Source organism: Burkholderia sp. 3C (genome assembly GCF_054589155.1).
In genome coordinates this window covers 26,697-45,156 of sequence record NZ_BAAILN010000138.1, presented here as the reverse complement: position 1 = coordinate 45,156, position 18,460 = coordinate 26,697, and the positions used below count along the sequence as shown (strand labels likewise).

The 18,460-nt window shown below is 67.1% G+C and carries 15 protein-coding genes; 3 read left to right on the top strand and 12 right to left on the bottom strand.

Annotated features, from left to right (window positions below):
* The 7 genes from ACYP33_RS29255 to ACYP33_RS29225 all read right to left on the bottom strand — a co-directional run.
* Positions 1-1,166: EmrA/EmrK family multidrug efflux transporter periplasmic adaptor subunit (locus ACYP33_RS29255; protein ID WP_459624843.1), on the bottom strand; the 1,166-nt coding region annotated here is incomplete at its 3' end.
* Between the two features lie 91 nt (positions 1,167-1,257).
* Complete coding sequence (locus ACYP33_RS29250) at positions 1,258-2,805, bottom strand: efflux transporter outer membrane subunit (protein ID WP_459624842.1); 1,548 nt, start codon at positions 2,803-2,805, stop codon at positions 1,258-1,260.
* A 123-nt stretch (positions 2,806-2,928) separates the two neighbouring features.
* The gene (locus ACYP33_RS29245; RefSeq protein ID WP_459624841.1) at positions 2,929-3,396 is read right to left on the bottom strand and encodes a MarR family winged helix-turn-helix transcriptional regulator; all 468 of its coding nucleotides are present in this window, start codon (positions 3,394-3,396) and stop codon (positions 2,929-2,931) included.
* Positions 3,393-3,797: a MarR family winged helix-turn-helix transcriptional regulator gene (locus tag ACYP33_RS29240; protein ID WP_459624840.1), complete on the bottom strand. Its 405-nt coding sequence runs from the start codon at positions 3,795-3,797 to the stop codon at positions 3,393-3,395. Before ACYP33_RS29240 ends, ACYP33_RS29245 begins: the two co-directional genes overlap by 4 nt.
* 212 nt (positions 3,798-4,009) lie before the next feature.
* Positions 4,010-4,924, bottom strand: coding sequence for a LysR family transcriptional regulator (locus tag ACYP33_RS29235; protein ID WP_414450980.1), 915 nt, complete (start codon positions 4,922-4,924; stop codon positions 4,010-4,012).
* 338 nt (positions 4,925-5,262) lie between these two features.
* Entirely contained in the window at positions 5,263-6,597 is a 1,335-nt protein-coding gene (locus ACYP33_RS29230; protein ID WP_459624839.1) for an MFS transporter, read from the bottom strand.
* Between the two features lie 36 nt (positions 6,598-6,633).
* Entirely contained in the window at positions 6,634-7,518 is an 885-nt protein-coding gene (locus ACYP33_RS29225; RefSeq protein ID WP_414443097.1) for an isocitrate lyase/PEP mutase family protein, read from the bottom strand.
* 228 nt (positions 7,519-7,746) lie between these two features.
* Between ACYP33_RS29225 and prpR the strand changes: the two genes are divergently transcribed.
* Positions 7,747-9,714, top strand: coding sequence for a propionate catabolism operon regulatory protein PrpR (prpR, locus tag ACYP33_RS29220; protein WP_459624838.1), 1,968 nt, complete (start codon positions 7,747-7,749; stop codon positions 9,712-9,714).
* 86 nt (positions 9,715-9,800) lie between these two features.
* On the opposite strand, the gene ACYP33_RS29215 is transcribed toward prpR, so the two are convergent.
* Positions 9,801-10,382, bottom strand: a complete 582-nt coding sequence (locus ACYP33_RS29215) for a single-stranded DNA-binding protein (protein WP_459624837.1) — start codon at positions 10,380-10,382, stop codon at positions 9,801-9,803.
* A 79-nt stretch (positions 10,383-10,461) separates the two neighbouring features.
* The gene (locus tag ACYP33_RS29210) at positions 10,462-11,652 is read right to left on the bottom strand and encodes an MFS transporter (protein WP_459624836.1); all 1,191 of its coding nucleotides are present in this window, start codon (positions 11,650-11,652) and stop codon (positions 10,462-10,464) included.
* Between the two features lie 227 nt (positions 11,653-11,879).
* Between ACYP33_RS29210 and uvrA the strand changes: the two genes are divergently transcribed.
* Positions 11,880-14,750, top strand: a complete 2,871-nt coding sequence (uvrA, locus tag ACYP33_RS29205; protein ID WP_414450976.1) for an excinuclease ABC subunit UvrA — start codon at positions 11,880-11,882, stop codon at positions 14,748-14,750.
* 178 nt (positions 14,751-14,928) lie between these two features.
* Complete coding sequence (locus ACYP33_RS29200) at positions 14,929-16,014, top strand: AI-2E family transporter (RefSeq protein WP_414450975.1); 1,086 nt, start codon at positions 14,929-14,931, stop codon at positions 16,012-16,014.
* 55 nt (positions 16,015-16,069) lie between these two features.
* Here the strand turns inward: ACYP33_RS29200 and purU are convergent, their stop codons facing one another.
* The 3 genes from purU to ACYP33_RS29185 form a co-directional block, all read right to left on the bottom strand.
* Positions 16,070-16,951 (bottom strand): formyltetrahydrofolate deformylase, encoded by an 882-nt coding sequence (gene purU, locus ACYP33_RS29195; protein ID WP_414443103.1) that lies wholly within the window; start codon positions 16,949-16,951, stop codon positions 16,070-16,072.
* Positions 16,952-17,069: 118 nt separating this feature from the next.
* On the bottom strand, positions 17,070-17,921 hold the full coding sequence (locus ACYP33_RS29190; RefSeq protein ID WP_459624835.1) for an NUDIX hydrolase: 852 nt from the start codon (positions 17,919-17,921) through the stop codon (positions 17,070-17,072).
* A 9-nt stretch (positions 17,922-17,930) separates the two neighbouring features.
* A partial coding sequence (locus tag ACYP33_RS29185; RefSeq protein ID WP_459624834.1) for a LysE family translocator occupies positions 17,931-18,460 on the bottom strand: 530 nt, incomplete at its 5' end.

Genomic DNA, 18,460 nt, shown 5'->3' with positions numbered 1-18,460 from the left:
GGGCCGCCGGCCGCGTTCTCCGCGATGATACGGGCGATTTCGGCATCGGCCTCGTCGCCGTACTTCGCGAACACGTCGGTCTGGTAGACGGTGTTCTGCACGCCGCCCAACTGGCCGCCGCTCTCGTCCTGGATATTCACGTCGACCTGCATCGACAGGCCGATGCGCAGCGGATGCTGTTCGAGCTCCTTGGGATCGAGCGCGACACGCACCGGCAGGCGCTGCACGACCTTGATCCAGTTGCCGGTGGCGTTCTGCGCGGGCAGCAGCGAGAACGCCGAGCCGGTGCCGGCCGAGAAGCCCACTACCTTGCCGTGATACTTGACCGACGAGCCGTACACGTCGGCCGTCACCTCGACCGGCTGGCCGATGCGCATGTGCGTCAGTTGCACTTCCTTGAAGTTCGCGTCCACCCAGATCTGGCCGAGCGGCACCACCGACATCAGCGGCGTGCCGGGCGAGACGCGCTGGCCGACCTGCACCGAGCGCTTCGCCACGTAGCCCGTGACCGGCGCCGGCAGCGTGTTGCGGGCGTTCGCCAGATAGGCGTCGCGCACCCGTGCGGCGGCGGCCAGCACGTCCGGATGGTTGCTGACGGTAGTGTTGGCGGTCAGCGCCACGTTCGCCGCGAGCTGCTGCTTGGTGGCGTCGAGCGAGGCCTGCGCGGCCTTCACGGCGTCGCGGGCGTGCGAGATTTCTTCCTGCGAGACGGCGCCCGTCTGCGCGACCGCGACGCGGCGGCGCAGGTCGTCCTGCGCCTTCGACAGATCGGATTCGCGCTGCGTGACCTGGGCGCGGAACTGGTCGTCGTCGGCATACATGCCGCGCACGCGGCGCACGGTCTGCGCGAGGTTCGCCTCGGCCGATTGCAGCGAGATCGCCGCGTCGGCCGGATCGAGCTTGACGAGCGGCTCGCCTTCGCGGATCGATTGCGTGTCGTCCGCGTTGACCGCGATCACGGTGCCCGTGACCTGCGGCGTGATCTGCACGATGTTGCCGTTCACGTAGGCGTCGTCGGTGTCTTCATGGAAGCGTGCGACCAGGAAGTAGTAAAGGCCGTAGGCGACCGCGGCGATCACGACCACGACGGCGAGCAGCGCCATCATCCGCTTGCGCTTGCCGTTCTGCGCGGCGGGCGCCGCGGCTTGTTGCTGGGGTTCGCTCATCGCGAGGTTCTCCGTCTGCGCCCGTCACGCCGCGCTGCGGCGCGACGGGCTCTGCTTGTCGATTCGAATTGGTACTGGAACTGCGGGAAACTCAGCCGGCGGCCGGGGCCGATGCTGCCGTGACCGGCTCGGCGGCCGGGGCCGGAGCCGACACGGGGGCCGGTGCCGACGCCGCATCCGGCGCGGCGAGCGGCGAACCGCTCGCGTCGAAGCCGCCGCCCAGCGCGCTGATCAGGCCGATCTGCATGTCGCGGCGGCGCATCACGAGGTTCGTGACGGTCTGCTCGGCGCTCAGGCGGTTGACGTCGGCACTGAGCACCAGCAACTGCGGCGCGAGGCCGGCCTTGTAGCGCACCACGGCGAGATCGTAGGCGCGCGCCGAGGCGTCCAGCGCACGCTGCGCATCGCCCATCTGCCGGTCGATCGAGCGGATCGTCGCCACTTGCGTGGCCACGTCGTTGAGCGCGCCGATCAGCGTCTGGTTGTAGTTCGCGACGCTCAGATCGAAATCGGCGTAGCGCCCTTTCAACTGCGCGCGCAATGCGCCGGCATCGAAGATCGGCAGGTGCACGGCCGGCCCGAACTGCGCCTGGCGGCTCGCGAATTTCAAGAACTGGCCCCAGCCGAACGCATCGAAACCGAAGCCCGCCGCGAGGTTCACGTCGGGGAAGAATTCGGCCTTCGCCTCCTTCACGTCGTGCATCGCCGCTTCCACCTGCCAGCGCGCGGCCACCAGGTCGGGCCGGCGCGCCACCAGATCGGCCGGAATGTTGCCGGGCAGATCGACCGCCCCGCCCGGCTTCAGCACCGGCACGGCGATCTTCAGGCCGCGGTCCGGGCCCTTGCCGAGCAGCGCCGCCAATTGATAGCGGGTGACGGTGATCTGGCCGTCGAGATCGGACAGCGAGGATTGGCTGGTCGCCACGTTGCCGCGCGCGGTCTGCCGCTCGACGCTGGTGTCGAGGCCCGCGCCCACGCGCCCTTCGGTGATCTTGCCGACCGTCTGGCGGTTGTCGATCTCACGCTGGGCGATGTCGCGCAGTGCATAGAGCTGCGCAAGCTGGTTGTAGCTGCGCGCGACCGACACGGCGAGCGTCACGCGCGCCTGCTGGAATTCGGCCTGCGCCGCCCGCTGCTGCGACACCGCCGAGCGCAGCCGCTGACGGTTCTTGCCCCACAGGTCCAGCTCCCACGTCGCGCTCGCCAGCACGTTGTTCTCGCTGTACCAGCTGCCGCCATAGGGCGGCGGGTACAGGCCGTTGCCCGAATACAGCTCGCGCGTCCAGGAATAGCTGCCCTCGACCTTCGGCATCAGCGCCGCGCGCGACGTCTCGATATACGACGACGCCTTGGCCAGCCGCGCCTGCGCCTGCGCGATGGTCGGGTTGCCGTCGAGCGCCTCGGCGATCAGTTGCGGCAGTTGCGGATCGCCGAACTGCTGCGCCCAATCGAGCGTCGGCCATTGGCCGCCCTCGGCGGGCAGGCTCTGGGTCGCTTCGAGTTGCGAGGCCGGCTCGATCTGCTTGTCGCTGTGGATGCCGATGTAGTTGGCGCAACCGGCCAGGGCGAACGCGGCAACGGCCGACAGCGCCGCCGCGCGGATCGCGCGCAGCGGCATCGGCTTGGCCCGCGCGCTCATCGTGCGGCTCCGCGGCGCAACGTCGTGCCTGTAACGAGTTTCATAAGAACAGCTCCCCTGGATTGATGGACTAGACAACTAATAGAACGCACGACGAGGACCCAATACGCACCGTGCGCAAGCTCAAGCGCCGTTTTCGAGGATGCGGTGCAGCATCCGCTTCAACGAGCCGACTTCCTCGGGCACCAGGCCCACGAGCGCTTCGTCGATCACGCCGGCATAGAGCGCCGGCATCGCCTCGGCGAGCGCGCGGCCCGTTTCGGTCGGCACCAGCCGCACGATGCGTCGATCGTCGCGATCGCGCTCCCGGGTCAGCAGCCCGCGCACTTCGACGCGGTCGAGCACGCGCGTGATCGCGCTGGCGTCCACGCAGCAGTCGCGGGCGAGATCGGCGGCCGTCTCGCAACGGCCGGCGGCCAGCAGGTACAGCATCTTGCCCTGCACGCCCGTCACGCCGAGTTCGGCCTGCGCGCGCTGGTTGATTCGCAGCGCGAGGCGCGCGTGGGTTTGCGTGAGCAGGTAGCCGAGGCTCGCGCCGAATTCGTCGGCCGGCACGGTCAGTGCCTGCGGCGGCAATTGCAACGGTTTCATGCAGGCGCTCCCCCGGGCACGCATTCGCGTGCTGCGGCAAACAGTTCGACATCGAGCGCCTGCGCGCGCCGCAAGCCGAACCGGCTCTCGAACGCGGCCTGCGCGGCACGCCAATGACGCATCGCGTCGCCCAGCTTGCGCTGCCCTTCGAGCGTCAGCGCAAACCGCTGCCGGCGCGCGCCCTCGCTCGGCGCCTGAACGATCAACGCCGCGCCCAGCAACGGTTTCAGCGTGCGAACCAGCGTCGTGCGGTCGGTTGCCGTGGCGCGCGCCAGCTCCGCCATCGTGGTGCTCACCGAATCGCCGAGCGAGCGGAGGATGCAGAACTGCGAAAGCGTGACGCCGGCTTGCGACAGATACAGCTCGTAAAACCGCGAGACATGTCGCGCGGCCTGACGCATCGCAAAACAATGGTCTGTTTCGGAAGATTCTCTGTGCATGCGCACAGACTAGAGATGAGGGGCCGGGTCAGCAATGCCATGGAAAGCAATCAATTATCACTGTCGCGACAAGAATCGACCCGGCAAGCATTTAACACATTCACGACGTTCGCGGCCCCGAGGCACGCCATTTGATCCGGATGAATTTGGGCGAAACGCCCGCCTGGAAAGGCTCAGCGCGGGACGGGCGGCGACGCGGTTTCGAAGAACGCGACCGTATGCTCGATGAAGCTGCGAACTTTGGCCGGCATCAATGTACGGGAACTGTAAGCAAGCCGGATCTCCGCGCCCATGTCGACCAGCGAATATTCCGGCAGCACCGGCACCAGCCGGCCCGCTTCGCGGTCGGCCGCCACCACCGAACTGGGCAGCATGCCGATCCCGAAACCTTGCAGCACCATGCCGAGATTGAACGGCGCGTTGTTCGACTCGATCTCGTAGCGGAACGGCACCGTCAGCGTCTCGCCGTCCACGCCGAAGCGCAGCTCGGGCTTGCGTATCGAGGTGGAGAACGCCACCACCAGGTGGTCGGCGATCTGCGACGGGTGGGTGGGCGCCGAATGGCGCGCCAGGTATTCGGGCGAGGCCACCAGTTCGAACGGGATCAGCTCCATCAGGCGCGTGACGACGGTGTCCGAGGTCAGCATGAACGGCAGCAGCAGGCCGATGTCGTAGCCTTCCGCGACCAGATCGACCGGCCGTTCGGCCAGCGTCACGTCGATGTTCACCTTCGGATACTTGAGCTTGTAGCTGGCGATCAGCGGCTGCAGCCGGTGCATGGTGGCCGTCGCGTGCGAGATCACGCGCAGCACGCCGGTGGGCTCGCGTGCCTGCGTGGACGCGCCCTCTTCCAGCGCATCGAGATCGGCGATCACGCGCACACAACCTTCGTAGAACTGCTCGGCCGCTTCGGTCAGCGAGATCTGCCGCGTGGTGCGATTGAACAGGCGAACGCCGAGCCGCTTCTCGAGCGCGGCGATCGCACGCGACACGACCGGGGTGGACAGGCCGAGCATGTCGGCGGCACGGGTAAAGCCGCGCGCCTCGACGACCGAACAGAAGATACGCAGGCTATCGATATATTCCATGACGACGTTTCCGGGTAGCGTGCGCGATTCGACACGGCTCGCGCAGGATCGCCACGCGGTCGTGTCGCTGCGTCCAGGGCGGACGGCAGAGCGGCATTTTATCGTTTCCCGACCGGAGCCGCCGGGCCTCGAATCGGGAGGGCAGCATGCCCTGCCCGTGACGACGGATCAGAATCGAAAATATTGTGATGGAGAACGAAACAACATCGGCGTGACGCCGCACGTCCGTACGGCACCACGGGCTTGTTTCGGAGACCGATGCAATCACGCCGGTCTTCCGGCGCGCCCAAACGATGCGGCAAACCGGCCCGGCGCTCGGATGCCCATTCGGTTTGGCCTCAGGCAGCGGCCTGCCTGACGCGTGTTTCCGGCATGCGCAAATAGACGATCAACGAGATCGCCGCGCAGGCCGTCACGTACCAGTAGAAGTACTGTTCGTGGCCGCTCGCCTTGAAGCGCAGCGCGACGAATTCCGTCGTGCCGCCGAGGATCGCCGTGGTCAGCGCGTACGGCAGGCCCACCGCGAGCGCACGAATCCGCACCGGGAACAGCTCGGTTTTCGCCAGCATGTGCACGGACGTGAAGCCGCTCAACATCACGAGCCCCGCGAACGACAGCAGGAACGCGATCAGCGCGCTGTGCGTGTGACTCAGCGCCGTAAACAGCGGCACCGAGAACAGCGTCGTCGACAGGCCGAAGCAGATCAGCACGGCGCGCCGCCCGAACACGTCGGATGCAAGCCCGAACAGCGGCTGCAACGGCATGTAGAGCAGCAGCGCGGCGGTCGACACCAGCGTGGAGGTTTCCTTCGTCAGGCCCACCGTGTTCACGAGGTATTTCTGCATGTACACGGTGAACGTGTAGAAGCCCACCGTGCCGCCGATCGTGATGCCGATCGCCAGCAGGATCTGCGGCCAATGATCGAGCAACTGCCGCGCCACCGACGGGCCGCCCTCGCGCGCGGCGCGACGGAACGCATCCGATTCGGTCACGTTGCGACGCATGTACAGCGCGAACAAGGCGAGCGCGCCGCCGATCAGGAACGGCACGCGCCAGCCCCAGCGTTCGATCTGCGCGCCGCTCATCAGCAGGTTCTGCATGACGAGCATCAGCGCGAGCGCCACCAGTTGCCCCGCCACCACGCTGACCTGCAGGAAGCCCAGATAGAAGCCGCGCCGGTTCGGCGGCGCGATTTCGCTCAGGTACGTGGCGCTGGTGCCGTATTCGCCGCCCATGCTGAGGCCTTGCAACAGCCGCGCCGCGATCAGCACGATCGGCGCGAGCACGCCGATCGTCGCGTAATCGGGCGTCACGGCGATCATCAGCGAACCCACGCACATCGCCGTCACCGACCAGGTCAGCGCCTTCTTGCGCCCATGCCGGTCGGCATACAGCCCGACCAGCCAGCTTCCCAGCGGCCGCGCCACGTAGCCCACCGCCGCGATCGCCGCGGTATTCATCAGTTGTACTGTCGGCTTGTCGCTCGGGAAGAACGCCTTCGCGAAATAGATCGAAAAGATGCTGTACGCGAGAAAGTCGTACCACTCGATCAGGTTGCCGGCCAGGCCGCCGACGATCGAGCGGATCGTCGGGGCCGGCGCCGATGCGGCCGCTGTCGCGTGCGCCGCCGTACCGGGCGCAGCGCCGATCTCAAGATCCCGCGGGTTCGTCATGTTGTCTCCTCTTATATGTGCTCCGGATCGTCGAGTTCAGCCCTTCGGGGCGTACTCGCGATCGAGCTGGTCGTAGAACGGCTTGTTGACAAGGCGCTGGCGCTCGGCGAACGGCGCGACGATCGACGGGTCCTCGTCGAGCCGGCCGTTGGCGCTCAACTGGCCGAGCGCGCGCTGCATGCCGACCAGCGCGCCTTGCAGCGCCGCGTTCGCGTACAGCACGAGCGCGTAGCCGAGGCCGGCCAGCGTGTCGCGCGACTGCACCGGCGTCTTGCCGCCGATCACGATGTTGATGAGCTGCGGGGCGTCGATCAGCTTCGGCAGGCGCTCGATGTCCTCCAGCCGCTCGGTCGCCTCGATGAACAGGATGTCCGCGCCGGCCTCGATCAGCGCGTGGCCGCGCTCGATGGCGTCCTCGATGCCGTGCACGGCCGCCGCGTCGGTGCGCGCCATGATCAGCAGGTTGGCGTCGTCGCGCGCATCCACCGCCGCGCGGATCTTGCCGACCATCTCGCTGCGGCCGATCACTTCCTTGTTGTTGAAATGGCCGCACTTCTTCGGCATCACCTGATCCTCGAACTGGATCGCGTCCGCGCCGCTGCGCTCCAGCGTGCGAACCGTGTGACGCACGTTCAGCGCGTTGCCGAAGCCCGTGTCGGCATCGACGATCAGCGGCAGGTCGACCGCATCGCGCACCCGCGCCGTGTGCTCGGCGATGTCGCTCAGGCCGATGAAGCCGAGATCCGGCAGGCCGAACGACATGTTGGTGACGCCGGCGCCCGTCAGATACAGCGCCTCGAAACCGGCATCCTCGATGACGCGCGCGCTCATCGCGTTGAAGGCGCCCGGCACGAGCAGGCCGCGGCGTTCGTTGACCTTGGTGCGGAACGCGGCGCGTCGCACGTTTGCGGAGGAAGACATGGCAAGTTCCTGATGATGAAGGTGGGTTGGTCCGGCCCTGTGATTGCGAAAAACGTGCCAATGGCACGTTTCGCCGTGGAGCACGGCGGAAAGCGACCTGGCGGGGCCTGACGGCAGCGAATGGCGGCCGGATTTCGCTCGATGCGTTTCATGGCAAAATCCGCGAAACGTTTTCGAGCGCATCGAAACGTTTCACGAACGTTCCACCTTCATTTCGCCGCCACGCCCATGTCCTCGCCCAATTTGCCCGCGCGCCAGGGCCGACCGGCCATCGCGCTCGTCAGCATCAGCCGCCTGCAGCATCTGTTCGCGACCGTCGCGCCGCGCTACGACGATCAGGCGCGCCTGATCTATATCCGCGAGGGCTATGGCAACGCCGTCGCGGCCTTGCAGCCGGCCATCGAGGCCGGCACGGTGGATGTCGTGCTGGCCGCCGGCTCGAACGGCGCGTATCTGCGCGACAACCTGAACGTGCCGGTGGTGGTCGTGCGCGTGAACGGCTTCGACGTGCTCGCGGCCATCACGCACGCCAACGCCACCTGGCCCGGCGAGGCGATCGGGCTGGTCCTGCACGAGAGCGTGTCGCATGAACTGGCCGATCTCGGCGCATGGCTCAAGCTGCGCCTGACGCAGCGCGCCTACCGCACCGTCGACGAGGTGCGCACCGCCGTCGAAACGCTGGCCGCGTCGGGCTGCCGCGTGATCATCGGGCCGGGCATGGCCTGCGATCTGGCGCAGGCGGCCGGCCTCGAAAGCGTGTTCCTGTACTCGCTCGGCGCGGTGGGCGAGGCGTTCGAGCGCTCGGTCGAACTGGCGCGCGTGAGCCGTCAGAAGGAATCGAAGCGGGTACGCCTGAACACCATCGTTTCGCACCTGCGCGACGGCGTGGCCGCGTTCGACGATGCCGGGCAGCTCGAAGCCGTGAACCCGGCGATGCTCCACCTGCTGAACCTCGATCGCGGCAGCGACGTGGCCGCCCAGCTCGAACGCGCGGTCGGCCCGCTGCTGCGCGAAGTGGCCGGCAGCGACGCGCCCGTCGACGAGCGAATCCAGCAGATCGGCGGGCGTTCGCTGATCGTCGGCGGCGTGCCGATCGTCGAGCAGGGCGTGCGCTCGGGCACGGTCGTGACGGTGCAGGACGCGCTCGTCGCGCAGCGCATCGACCGCTCGCTGCGCACGACCCAGCGCCCGCGCCATCTGGTCGCCCGCTACGAGCTGGGCGACCTGGTGGGCGAATCGGCCGCCATGACGCGCGTGCGCCGGCTCGCGACGATCAGCGCCCGGCACGACGCCACGGTTCTGTTGACCGGGGAAAGCGGCACCGGCAAGGAGCTGGTCGCGCAGGGCATCCACAACGCAAGCCCGCGGCGCGGCAATCCGTTCGTCGCGTTCAACTGCGCCGCGCTGCCCGACGGGCTGATCGAGAGCGAGCTGTTCGGCCACGAGGAAGGCGCGTTCACGGGCGCGCGACGCGGCGGCAAGCCGGGCCTGATCGAGACGGCTCACACCGGCACGCTGTTCCTCGACGAGATCGGCGAGATGCCGGCCGCGCTGCAAAGCCGGCTGCTGCGCGTGTTGCAGGAGCGCGAAGTGATGAAGCTCGGCGCGAGCCGCGCGACGCCGGTGGATATCCGCGTGATCGCCGCGACGCACCGCGATTTGCGCGCGATGGTGGCGGAGGGGAGCTTTCGGGCCGATCTGTATTTCCGGCTCAACCTGCTGAATATCGCGCTGCCGGCGCTGCGCGAGCGGCGGGAGGATATCGCGGCGCTCGCGCGGCACCTGTTGCGGGCGACGGCGGCGCGTTACGCGTTGGCGCCGGGCTCGGTCGAGCGCGTGCTCGCGTGGTTCGCGCCGTATTTCGCGCGTTACGCGTGGCCGGGGAACGTGCGGGAGCTGGAGAACCTGCTGGCGCGGGCGGCGCTGTTTGCTGCGGAGGATGAGGGGGATGCGTCGGTGTCGGCGTTGTTGGCCGAGATTTTTCCGGAGTTCGGGGCGGAGGATGGGCCGTTATCGCCGGAGCATGACGATGACGCGACGCGCGAAGGGGTTCAGGCTCGGCAAGCGCCGGTCACGCGCGAGGACATCGAGCAGGCGCTCGCGGCGCATGGCGGCAATCGCGCCGCGGCGAGCCGGGCGCTCGGGATCGGACGCACGACGCTGTGGCGGATCTTGAAGGCACCGTCGTCGGCTTGAGGAAAGTGCGGCGGCGTCACGGCAGGCAATAAAAAAGGCCTCGATGCGCAATCGAGGCCTTTCTACAACAGATGGAGAGTTGCCGATCAGAACGGGATATCGTCGTCCATCTCGTCGAAACCGCCGCCCGACGGCGGCTGGCTCTGACGGCTCGAACCGCCACCGCCACCACCGCCGCTGCTGCGCGCACCGCCGCCGCCACCGGATGCACGGCCACCGCCACCGCCGCGCTCCATGTCGCCGCCGCGGCTGCCGCCACCACTGCCACCGCCATAACCACCGCCACCACCGCCGCCGTAGCCATCGTCACCACCGCCGCCGCCGCCCGCGCCGCCACGGCCGCCGAGCATTTGCATCTGGTCCGCGACGATTTCGGTGGAGTAGCGATCCTGGCCGTCCTGGCCTTGCCACTTGCGGGTACGCAGGCGCCCTTCGATGTACACCGCCGAGCCCTTCTTCAGGTACTCGTTGACGATCTCGGCCAGACGGCCGAAGAACGCCACGCGATGCCACTCGGTCACTTCCTTGAATTCGTTGCTTGCCTTGTCCTTGTAGCGATCGGTGGTGGCAAGACGAATGTTCGCCACGGCATCGCCGCTCGGCAGGTAACGCACTTCGGGGTCGGCGCCGAGGTTGCCGACGAGAATGACCTTGTTGACGGATGCCATGTATTTCTCCAAAAGATTCGAAACCGGCCGGCGCGAAACCCACGCGGCGGCCGGCGAAACAGCCGACGCGCGACGCCCGTCAGGCCTTGCGCGGCGGCTGTTTCATGCTGGCGGCGATTATAAGCCACACCGCAACCAGGGCAGAGCACGTATAAAACACCTCGTTCGCCCCGCCCGTCTTCAGCAGCCAGCCGCCCACCACGCCACCCAGCGCCAGGCCGATCGATTGCGTGGTGTTGTAGACGCCGGTGGCCGCGCCCTTGCGCGAACCCGGTGCGAGCTTGGAAACGAGCGAAGGCTGCGAGGCCTCGAGAATGTTGAAGCCGAGGAAGTACACGAACAGCACCGCCGCGACGATCACTATCGTATGCGGGGTGGAGCCGAGCAACAACTGGCCGATCAGGATAGACGCGATGCCGCCGAGCAGCACCGGCTTCATCTTGCCGCGCTTCTCGGCCACGATGATGGCCGGCACCATCGCCACGAAGGCCAGCCCCATCACCGGCAGGTACACCTGCCAGTGCGAAGCCACCGGCAGCCCGGCGTCGACCAGCAGGCGCGGCACGACGAGGAACAGCGCGGTTTGCGTGGCATGCAGCACCAGCACGCCGAAATTCAGGCGCAGCAGTTCGGTATTGCGCAGCACCTCGGCGAACGGCGCCTTCACGTGCACCGGCGGCTTGGGCGCGTCGGGCACCACCCAGAACACCACGCCGATCGCCAGCAGCGAGAGCACGCCGACGATCGTGAACAGCCCGTTCATGCCGACCCAATGGAACACGATCGGCGCGCCCACGATCGCCACCGCGAACGACACGCCGATCGAGCCGCCGACCATCGCCATCGCCTTGGTGCGGTTGCGCTCCGAGGTCAGATCGGCGATGAACGCCAGCACCGCCGACGATACCGCCCCCATTCCCTGCACGACCCGGCCGACGATGATCCACGTGATGTCGTGGGCGAACGCGGCGATGAATGCGCCGAGCGCGAACACCAGCAGGCCGAACGCGATCACCGGCTTGCGGCCGAAACGGTCGGATGCCCAGCCGTAAAGGATGTAGAACATCGATTGCGTGACGCCGTAGGCGCCGAGCGCGAGGCCGACGAGCAGCACGTTGTCGCCGCCGGGGATGGTTTTCGCGTAGACGGAAAACACCGGCATGATCATGAACAGGCCCAGCATGCGCAGCGCGAAGATCGCGGCAAGCGAGGCGGTCGCGCGCATTTCGGGCGCGCTCATGCGAGCGGAGGAAGCGGACGGATTGGACATCGGGGGAAGCGGGTCGATTTGAGCGGGCATCCGCCCGATAGGCGGGCGGCGGGGATAAGGCCGGCTCCGAGTCGCGCCGCCAGGTTGCCTCGCCTGCGCCGCAAGCTGCGCAGCGCGTGCCCCGAAACACCTGCGCGGCAGGCGAAACAAGAGCCGGGAGCCCGAAACGACGGTCTCGAAAAGCCGTTATAGTAGCAGGTTTGGTTTCCTCCTCTTTCGCCAGGTTCATGGAACAGATCCGTATCCGTGGGGCACGCACCCACAACCTGAAGAACGTCAATCTCGACCTGCCCCGCCACAAGCTGGTGGTCATCACGGGGCTGTCGGGATCGGGCAAATCGTCGTTGGCGTTCGACACCCTTTATGCGGAAGGGCAGCGGCGCTACGTCGAAAGCCTGTCCGCCTACGCGCGGCAGTTTCTTCAGTTGATGGAGAAGCCCGACGTCGACCTGATCGAAGGTTTGTCCCCGGCGATTTCGATCGAGCAGAAGGCGACGTCGCACAACCCGCGTTCGACCGTCGGCACCGTCACGGAAATCCACGACTACCTGCGACTTTTGTACGCACGCGTCGGTACGCCCTACTGCCCCGACCACGAGATCCCGTTGCAGGCGCAAAGCGTCTCGCAGATGGTCGACGCGGCGCTGGCGTTGCCGGAAGACACCAAGCTGATGATCCTCGCTCCGGTGGTCGCCAACCGCAAGGGCGAGCACGCCGAGCTGTTCGAGGAGATGCAGGCCCACGGTTTCGTGCGGTTCCGGGTGCGCTCGGGCGGCGGCACGGCCAACGAGGGCGTGGCGAAGATCTACGAGGTCGAATCGCTGCCGAAGCTCAAGAAGAACGACAAGCACACCATCGACGTGGTGGTCGACCGCCTGAAGGTGCGCCCGGACATGAAGCAGCGTCTGGCCGAATCGTTCGAAACGGCGCTGCGCCTGGCCGACGGCCGCGCGATCGCGCTCGAGATGGATACCGATCACGAACACCTGTTCAGCTCGAAGTTCGCCTGCCCGATCTGCTCGTATTCGCTGCAGGAGCTCGAGCCGCGCCTGTTCTCGTTCAACAACCCGATGGGCGCCTGCCCGGAATGCGACGGCCTCGGCCAGATCACGTTCTTCGACCCGAAGCGGGTGGTGGCGCATCCGTCGCTGTCGCTGGCCGCCGGCGCGGTCAAGGGCTGGGACCGGCGCAACCAGTTCTACTTCCAGATGCTGCAAAGCCTGGCGGCGTTCTACGAGTTCGATATCGATGCCGCCTTCGAGGACCTGCCCGAAAAGGTGCGCAAGATCCTGCTGTACGGCTCGGGCAAGCAGGAAATCCCGTTCTCGTACATCAACGAGCGCGGTCGCACGACGATCCGCGAGCATGTGTTCGAGGGGATCATCCCGAACCTGGAGCGCCGCTACCGCGAGACCGATTCGGCCGCGGTGCGCGAGGAACTGGCCAAATACCAGAACAACCAGCCGTGCCCGGCCTGCGACGGCACGCGCCTGCGCCGCGAGGCACGCTTCGTGCGCATCGGCTCGGGCGAGCAGGCGCGCGGCATCTTCGAAGTGAGCGGCTGGCCGCTGCGCGACACGCTCGGCTATTTCGACAGCCTCAAGCTCGACGGCTCGAAGGCCGAGATCGCCGACAAGGTCATCAAGGAAATCGTCGCGCGGCTCACCTTCCTCAATAACGTGGGCCTCGATTACCTGTCGCTCGAACGCAGCGCCGAAACGCTGTCGGGCGGCGAGGCGCAGCGCATCCGGCTGGCCTCGCAAATCGGTTCCGGCCTCACGGGCGTCATGTACGTGCTCGACGAGCCGTCGATCGGCCTGCACCAGCGCGACAACGATCGCCTGATCGCCACGCTCAAGCATCTGCGCGATCTCGGCAACTCGGTGATCGTGGTGGAGCACGACGAGGACATGATCCGCACGGCCGATTACGTGGTCGACATGGGGCCGGGCGCCGGCGAGCACGGCGGCGTGGTGATCGCCGAAGGCACGCCGAAGCAGGTGCAGGCCAACCCGGCCTCGCTGACGGGCCAGTATCTGGCCGGCAAGAAGTTCATCGAATACTCCGACGAGCGCATGGCGCCCGACGAGGACCGCATGCTGCGGATCGGCGACGCGCACGGCAACAACCTCAAGCACGTCTCGCTCGACCTGCCGGTGGGCCTGCTGACCTGCATCACCGGCGTGTCCGGTTCGGGCAAGTCCACGCTGATCAACGACACGCTCTATCAGGCCGTCGCGCGCCACCTGTACGGCTCGTCGGCCGAACCGGCGCCGTACGAATCGATCGAGGGCCTCGAGCATTTCGACAAGGTCATCAACGTCGATCAATCGCCGATCGGCCGCACGCCGCGCTCGAACCCGGCCACCTACACGGGCCTGTTCACGCCGATCCGCGAGCTGTTCTCGGGCGTGCCGGCCTCGAAGGAGCGCGGCTACGATCCGGGCCGCTTCTCGTTCAACGTCAAGGGCGGGCGCTGCGAGGCCTGCCAGGGCGACGGCGTGCTGAAGGTCGAGATGCACTTCCTGCCCGATGTCTACGTGCCGTGCGATGTCTGCCACGGCAAGCGCTACAACCGCGAAACGCTCGAAGTGCTGTACAAGGGCAAGAACATCAGCGAAGTGCTCGACATGACGGTCGAGCACGCCTACACGTTCTTCAACGCGGTGCCGGTGGTGGCGCGCAAGCTCAAGACGCTGCTCGACGTGGGCCTGGGCTACATCCGGCTCGGCCAGTCGGCCACCACGCTGTCGGGCGGCGAGGCGCAGCGCGTCAAGCTTTCGCTCGAGCTGTCCAAGCGCGACACCGGCCGCACGCTCTACATCCTCGACGAGCCGACCACCGGCCTGCACTTCCACGACATCGCGCTGCTGCTCGAGGTGATCCACCGGCTGCGCGACCAGGGCAACACGGTCGTCATCATCGAGCACAACCTCGACGTCATCAAAACCTCCGACTGGGTCATCGACCTCGGGCCGGAAGGCGGCGCCGGCGGCGGGCAGATCATCGCCCAGGGCACGCCCGAGCAGGTCGCGAAAACCAAGGCCAGCTTCACCGGCAAATACCTCGCGCCGCTGCTCAAGCGTCCAAAGCAATAAATTCGCAGTCCCGCCGCCGCCGTGGCCGTTCCGGCCCGGCGGCACGTTCATTGCTCCCCTGTTCTCGGTATCCGCAGCGGCATTTTCCGCCGTCAATCGTTGCTATACTCGCGCGATGCGGGCGGCGTGCGTCTTGTCCACGAGCGCGCGAACCGTACCGACCGAAACAGGAACCGTCATGGAGAAGCAAACCGAGCCGACGCGCGACGCCCCGTCACGCGAGCCTCATCTGCGCAGTGTCAGGCTGACGAGCGACTTCAGCCTGCCGAAGCTGTCGGCGATCGAGATCGGCAGCTACCTCCTCGCCGTGCTGGGCCTGTTCCTGGTGCTCCATCTGAAGCTGCTGTCGGGCCTGCTGGCCGGGCTGCTGGTCTACCAACTCGTCCACGCCATCGCGCCGGCCATCGAGCGTCACATGTCGAGCGGGCGCGCGCGCTGGCTCGCCGTGGTGCTGCTGTCGGTGGTGATCGTCGGCGGGCTGGCCGGCCTCACGGCCGCGATCATCGAGCACGTCGAGCACACGGTGCCGAACCTGCAGGGCCTGATGGGCCAGATGATGCAGATGGTCGACCAGGCACGCGGGCGCGTGCCGGGCTGGCTCGCGAACGTGCTGCCGGTGGATGCCGCGCAAATGAAGGTGAAGGCCACCGGCCTGATGTCGAAGCACATGGACCAGCTCCAGCAAGGCGGCAAGAGCGCCGCGCGGATCTTCGGCCATGTGCTGTTCGGGATGATCATCGGCGCGATGATTGCGATCGGCGTGGATCGCAACAAGGCGCGCCGCCCGCTTTCCACGGCGCTGCTCACGCGCGCCGGGCTGTTCGCCGATTCGTTCCGCCGCATCGTGTTCGCGCAAATCAAGATCTCGGCGATCAACGCCGCATTCACCGCCATTTATCTGCTGGCCGTGCTGCCGATCGTGCACGTGAAGATGCCGCTGTCCAAGACCCTGGTGCTGATCACGTTCATGGTCGGGCTGCTGCCGGTGATCGGCAATCTGATCTCGAACACGATGATCGTGGCGGTGTCGCTGTCGGTGGGCGTGGGCACGGCGATCGCGTCGCTTGCGTTCCTGATCGTGATCCACAAGCTCGAATACTTCCTGAACGCGCGCATCATCGGCGGCCAGATCGAATCGCGCGCATGGGAATTGTTGCTGGCGATGCTCGTGATGGAAGCGGCGTTCGGCGTGCCGGGCGTGATTGCCGCGCCGATCTTCTATGCCTATATCAAGCGCGAGCTGTCGACGCTGCGCCTGATCTGACGAAGCGGGGGCGGCGCGTACCGCCCTCGCGCCCTCGTTCGCTCAATTCTCCGAATTAACGGAACACCACCGTCTTGGTGCCATTCAGCAGAATCCGGTGCTCGACGTGCCACTTCACGGCACGCGCGAGCGTCACGCATTCCACGTCGCGGCCGATCGCCGTCAGTTGCTCGGGCGTCATGCTGTGGTCCACGCGTTCGACTTCCTGCTCGATGATCGGGCCTTCGTCGAGGTCGGTGGTCACGTAGTGCGCGGTCGCGCCGATCAGCTTCACGCCGCGGTCGAAGGCCTGGTAATACGGCTTCGCGCCCTTGAAGCTCGGCAGGAACGAGTGATGGATGTTGATCGCGCGGCCGGCGAGCTGCTCGCACATGTTCGGCGACAGGATCTGCATGTAGCGCGCCAGCACCACCAGGTCGGCCGAATGCTCGCCGATCACGTCCAGCACGCGCGCTTCCTGCGCGGCCTTGGCCTCGGCCGAGGCGCCGGCCATCAGCGGGAAGTGGTGGAACGGCACGTCGTAGCTGGCCGCCAGTTGATAGAAATCCTTGTGATTCGACACGATCGCGACGATATCGATCGGCAACTGGCCGGTGCGATAGCGGAACAGCAGGTCGTTCAGGCAATGGCCGATCTTCGACACCAGGATCACGACGCGCGGCTTGGCCCGTGCGTCATGCATTTCCCAGCGCATCTCGAAGCGCTCGGCGAGCGGCGCGAAATCGGTGCGCAGCGTGTCGAGCGTGGCGTCGACATCGCTGCCGGTGGCCTGGTCGAAATGCACGCGCATGAAGAATTCGCTGGTGCGGCTGTCGCCGAACTGCGCGGAATCGACGATATTGGTATCGCGTTCGAACAGGAAGCCGGATACGGCGTGCACGATGCCGTGCTTGTCGGGGCACGACAGTTTCAGGATAAAGCTATGGTCGGTCGACATGACCGCACCTCCATCGTTTGAAGCGGTTGAATCCATGCAGCGCCCGCAGCAAGGTGCGGGCGCCGATTGTTTCGGTGTGCAAAGCCTGAAGCCTGTGCTGCGCAGTGCCGCGCCGGCTTCAGGCCTCGCGCGGCGGCGCGAACAGCGCATCGATGCCGGGCACCGCATCGGCGGCCAGCGCGCGATGGCGCAGCAGGCTGTCGAGGATCGCGAGGCTCGCGTCCATCGTCGCCTCGCCGGCCGCGAGCCAGCCGATCACCTCGGCCGCATCGGCCAGCCGGTGCTCGGCCACTTCACCGTCCTGGTTGCGCGGCACGAAATCGTGCGGCAGCGGCAGGTCGTAGACAAAGATCTGCTCGGCCTGGGTGCCCTCGGGAATCTCGCAGAGCACATGCACGGTGCGGCCCGCGATCGCGCGGGCGGCCAGCGCGGCTTCGATGCCGGCCTCTTCCCAGCATTCCTTGGCCAGCGTGTCCTCGACGCCGAGGCCCCAGCCGATGCCGCCCGCCACGACGTTGTCGAGCATGCCCGGATCGGTCGCCTTGGTGTCGCTGCGCCGCCCGATCCACATCCGCAGCGGCTGCGCGGCCGCGTATTCTACGATGCCGTTCAGGTGAACCGCGTAGGTCAGCGTGCCGAAGAAGCGCGACGCGGCCCGCTCGATATAGGCAGCCGGCGGCGCGTCGAAGTGATTGCGGATCGCATAGATCTCGTTGCGCCAGCCCGGAATCCGCCCTTCGGCGGCCAGCGCGCCGATCACGCTGGCGAGCGCCATGCTGCGCGTGTCGGGTGTATCGAGCGCGGCCGCGAGCGCGACGCGCGCGGCGTCGATCTCGAACACGTCGGGCCAGCGGCGCAGCGCGTCGAGGTCGCGGCGGCGAATCCAGCCGAAGCGTTCGCCGGCGATCACGAACGGCACGTGCGCGGCCGCATCGAAGCGGCGCGCGGCGGCAATGCAGGAAAACGTCATGGCGGCGGCTCAGTCCTTGAACGCGATGCGCAGGCCGAGCCCGATGAACGTTGCGCCCGCCAGCCGGTCGAGCCAGACACCCGCGCGCGGCCGGCGCTTGAGCCAGGCGCCGAGCAGCCCCGCGCACAAGCCGAACACCGAGAACACCACGGCCGCCTGCGCCATGAACAGCAGGCCCAGTTCGAACATCTGCAGCGACACCGGCTGCGCGCCGCCCACATCGACGAACTGCGGCAGGAACACCACGAAGAACAGCGTCACTTTCGGGTTCAGCATGTTGCCGATCACGCTCTGCCGGAAGATCGTCAGCAGCGGCTGCGGCGCGCGCGCGTCGGCCGTGGCCAGGCCCTGGCTGCGCAGCGCCTTGATGCCGATCCAGATCAGGTAGGCCGCGCCCGCGAACTTCAGGATGTGGAAGGCCACCGGCGACGAACGCAGCAGTGCCGCCACGCCGAACGCGGCGAGCGTGGTGTGGAACATCACGCCGGCCGCAAAGCCGAGCGCCGACACGAGGCCGGCGGCGCGGCCCTGCGAGATGC

Excerpts from the sequence above, each read along its gene's own strand:
- ACYP33_RS29250 (WP_459624842.1), bottom strand. The coding sequence starts at position 2,805 with ATGAGCGCGCGGGCCAAGCCGATGCCGCTGCGCGCGATCCGCGCGGCG.
- ACYP33_RS29245 (WP_459624841.1), bottom strand. The coding sequence starts at position 3,396 with ATGAAACCGTTGCAATTGCCGCCGCAGGCACTGACCGTGCCGGCCGAC.
- ACYP33_RS29240 (WP_459624840.1), bottom strand. The coding sequence starts at position 3,797 with ATGCGTCAGGCCGCGCGACATGTCTCGCGGTTTTACGAGCTGTATCTG.
- ACYP33_RS29235 (WP_414450980.1), bottom strand. The coding sequence starts at position 4,924 with ATGGAATATATCGATAGCCTGCGTATCTTCTGTTCGGTCGTCGAGGCG.
- ACYP33_RS29230 (WP_459624839.1), bottom strand. The coding sequence starts at position 6,597 with ATGACGAACCCGCGGGATCTTGAGATCGGCGCTGCGCCCGGTACGGCG.
- ACYP33_RS29225 (WP_414443097.1), bottom strand. The coding sequence starts at position 7,518 with ATGTCTTCCTCCGCAAACGTGCGACGCGCCGCGTTCCGCACCAAGGTC.
- prpR (WP_459624838.1), top strand. The coding sequence starts at position 7,747 with ATGTCCTCGCCCAATTTGCCCGCGCGCCAGGGCCGACCGGCCATCGCG.
- ACYP33_RS29215 (WP_459624837.1), bottom strand. The coding sequence starts at position 10,382 with ATGGCATCCGTCAACAAGGTCATTCTCGTCGGCAACCTCGGCGCCGAC.
- ACYP33_RS29210 (WP_459624836.1), bottom strand. The coding sequence starts at position 11,652 with ATGTCCAATCCGTCCGCTTCCTCCGCTCGCATGAGCGCGCCCGAAATG.
- uvrA (WP_414450976.1), top strand. The coding sequence starts at position 11,880 with ATGGAACAGATCCGTATCCGTGGGGCACGCACCCACAACCTGAAGAAC.
- ACYP33_RS29200 (WP_414450975.1), top strand. The coding sequence starts at position 14,929 with ATGGAGAAGCAAACCGAGCCGACGCGCGACGCCCCGTCACGCGAGCCT.
- purU (WP_414443103.1), bottom strand. The coding sequence starts at position 16,951 with ATGTCGACCGACCATAGCTTTATCCTGAAACTGTCGTGCCCCGACAAG.
- ACYP33_RS29190 (WP_459624835.1), bottom strand. The coding sequence starts at position 17,921 with ATGACGTTTTCCTGCATTGCCGCCGCGCGCCGCTTCGATGCGGCCGCG.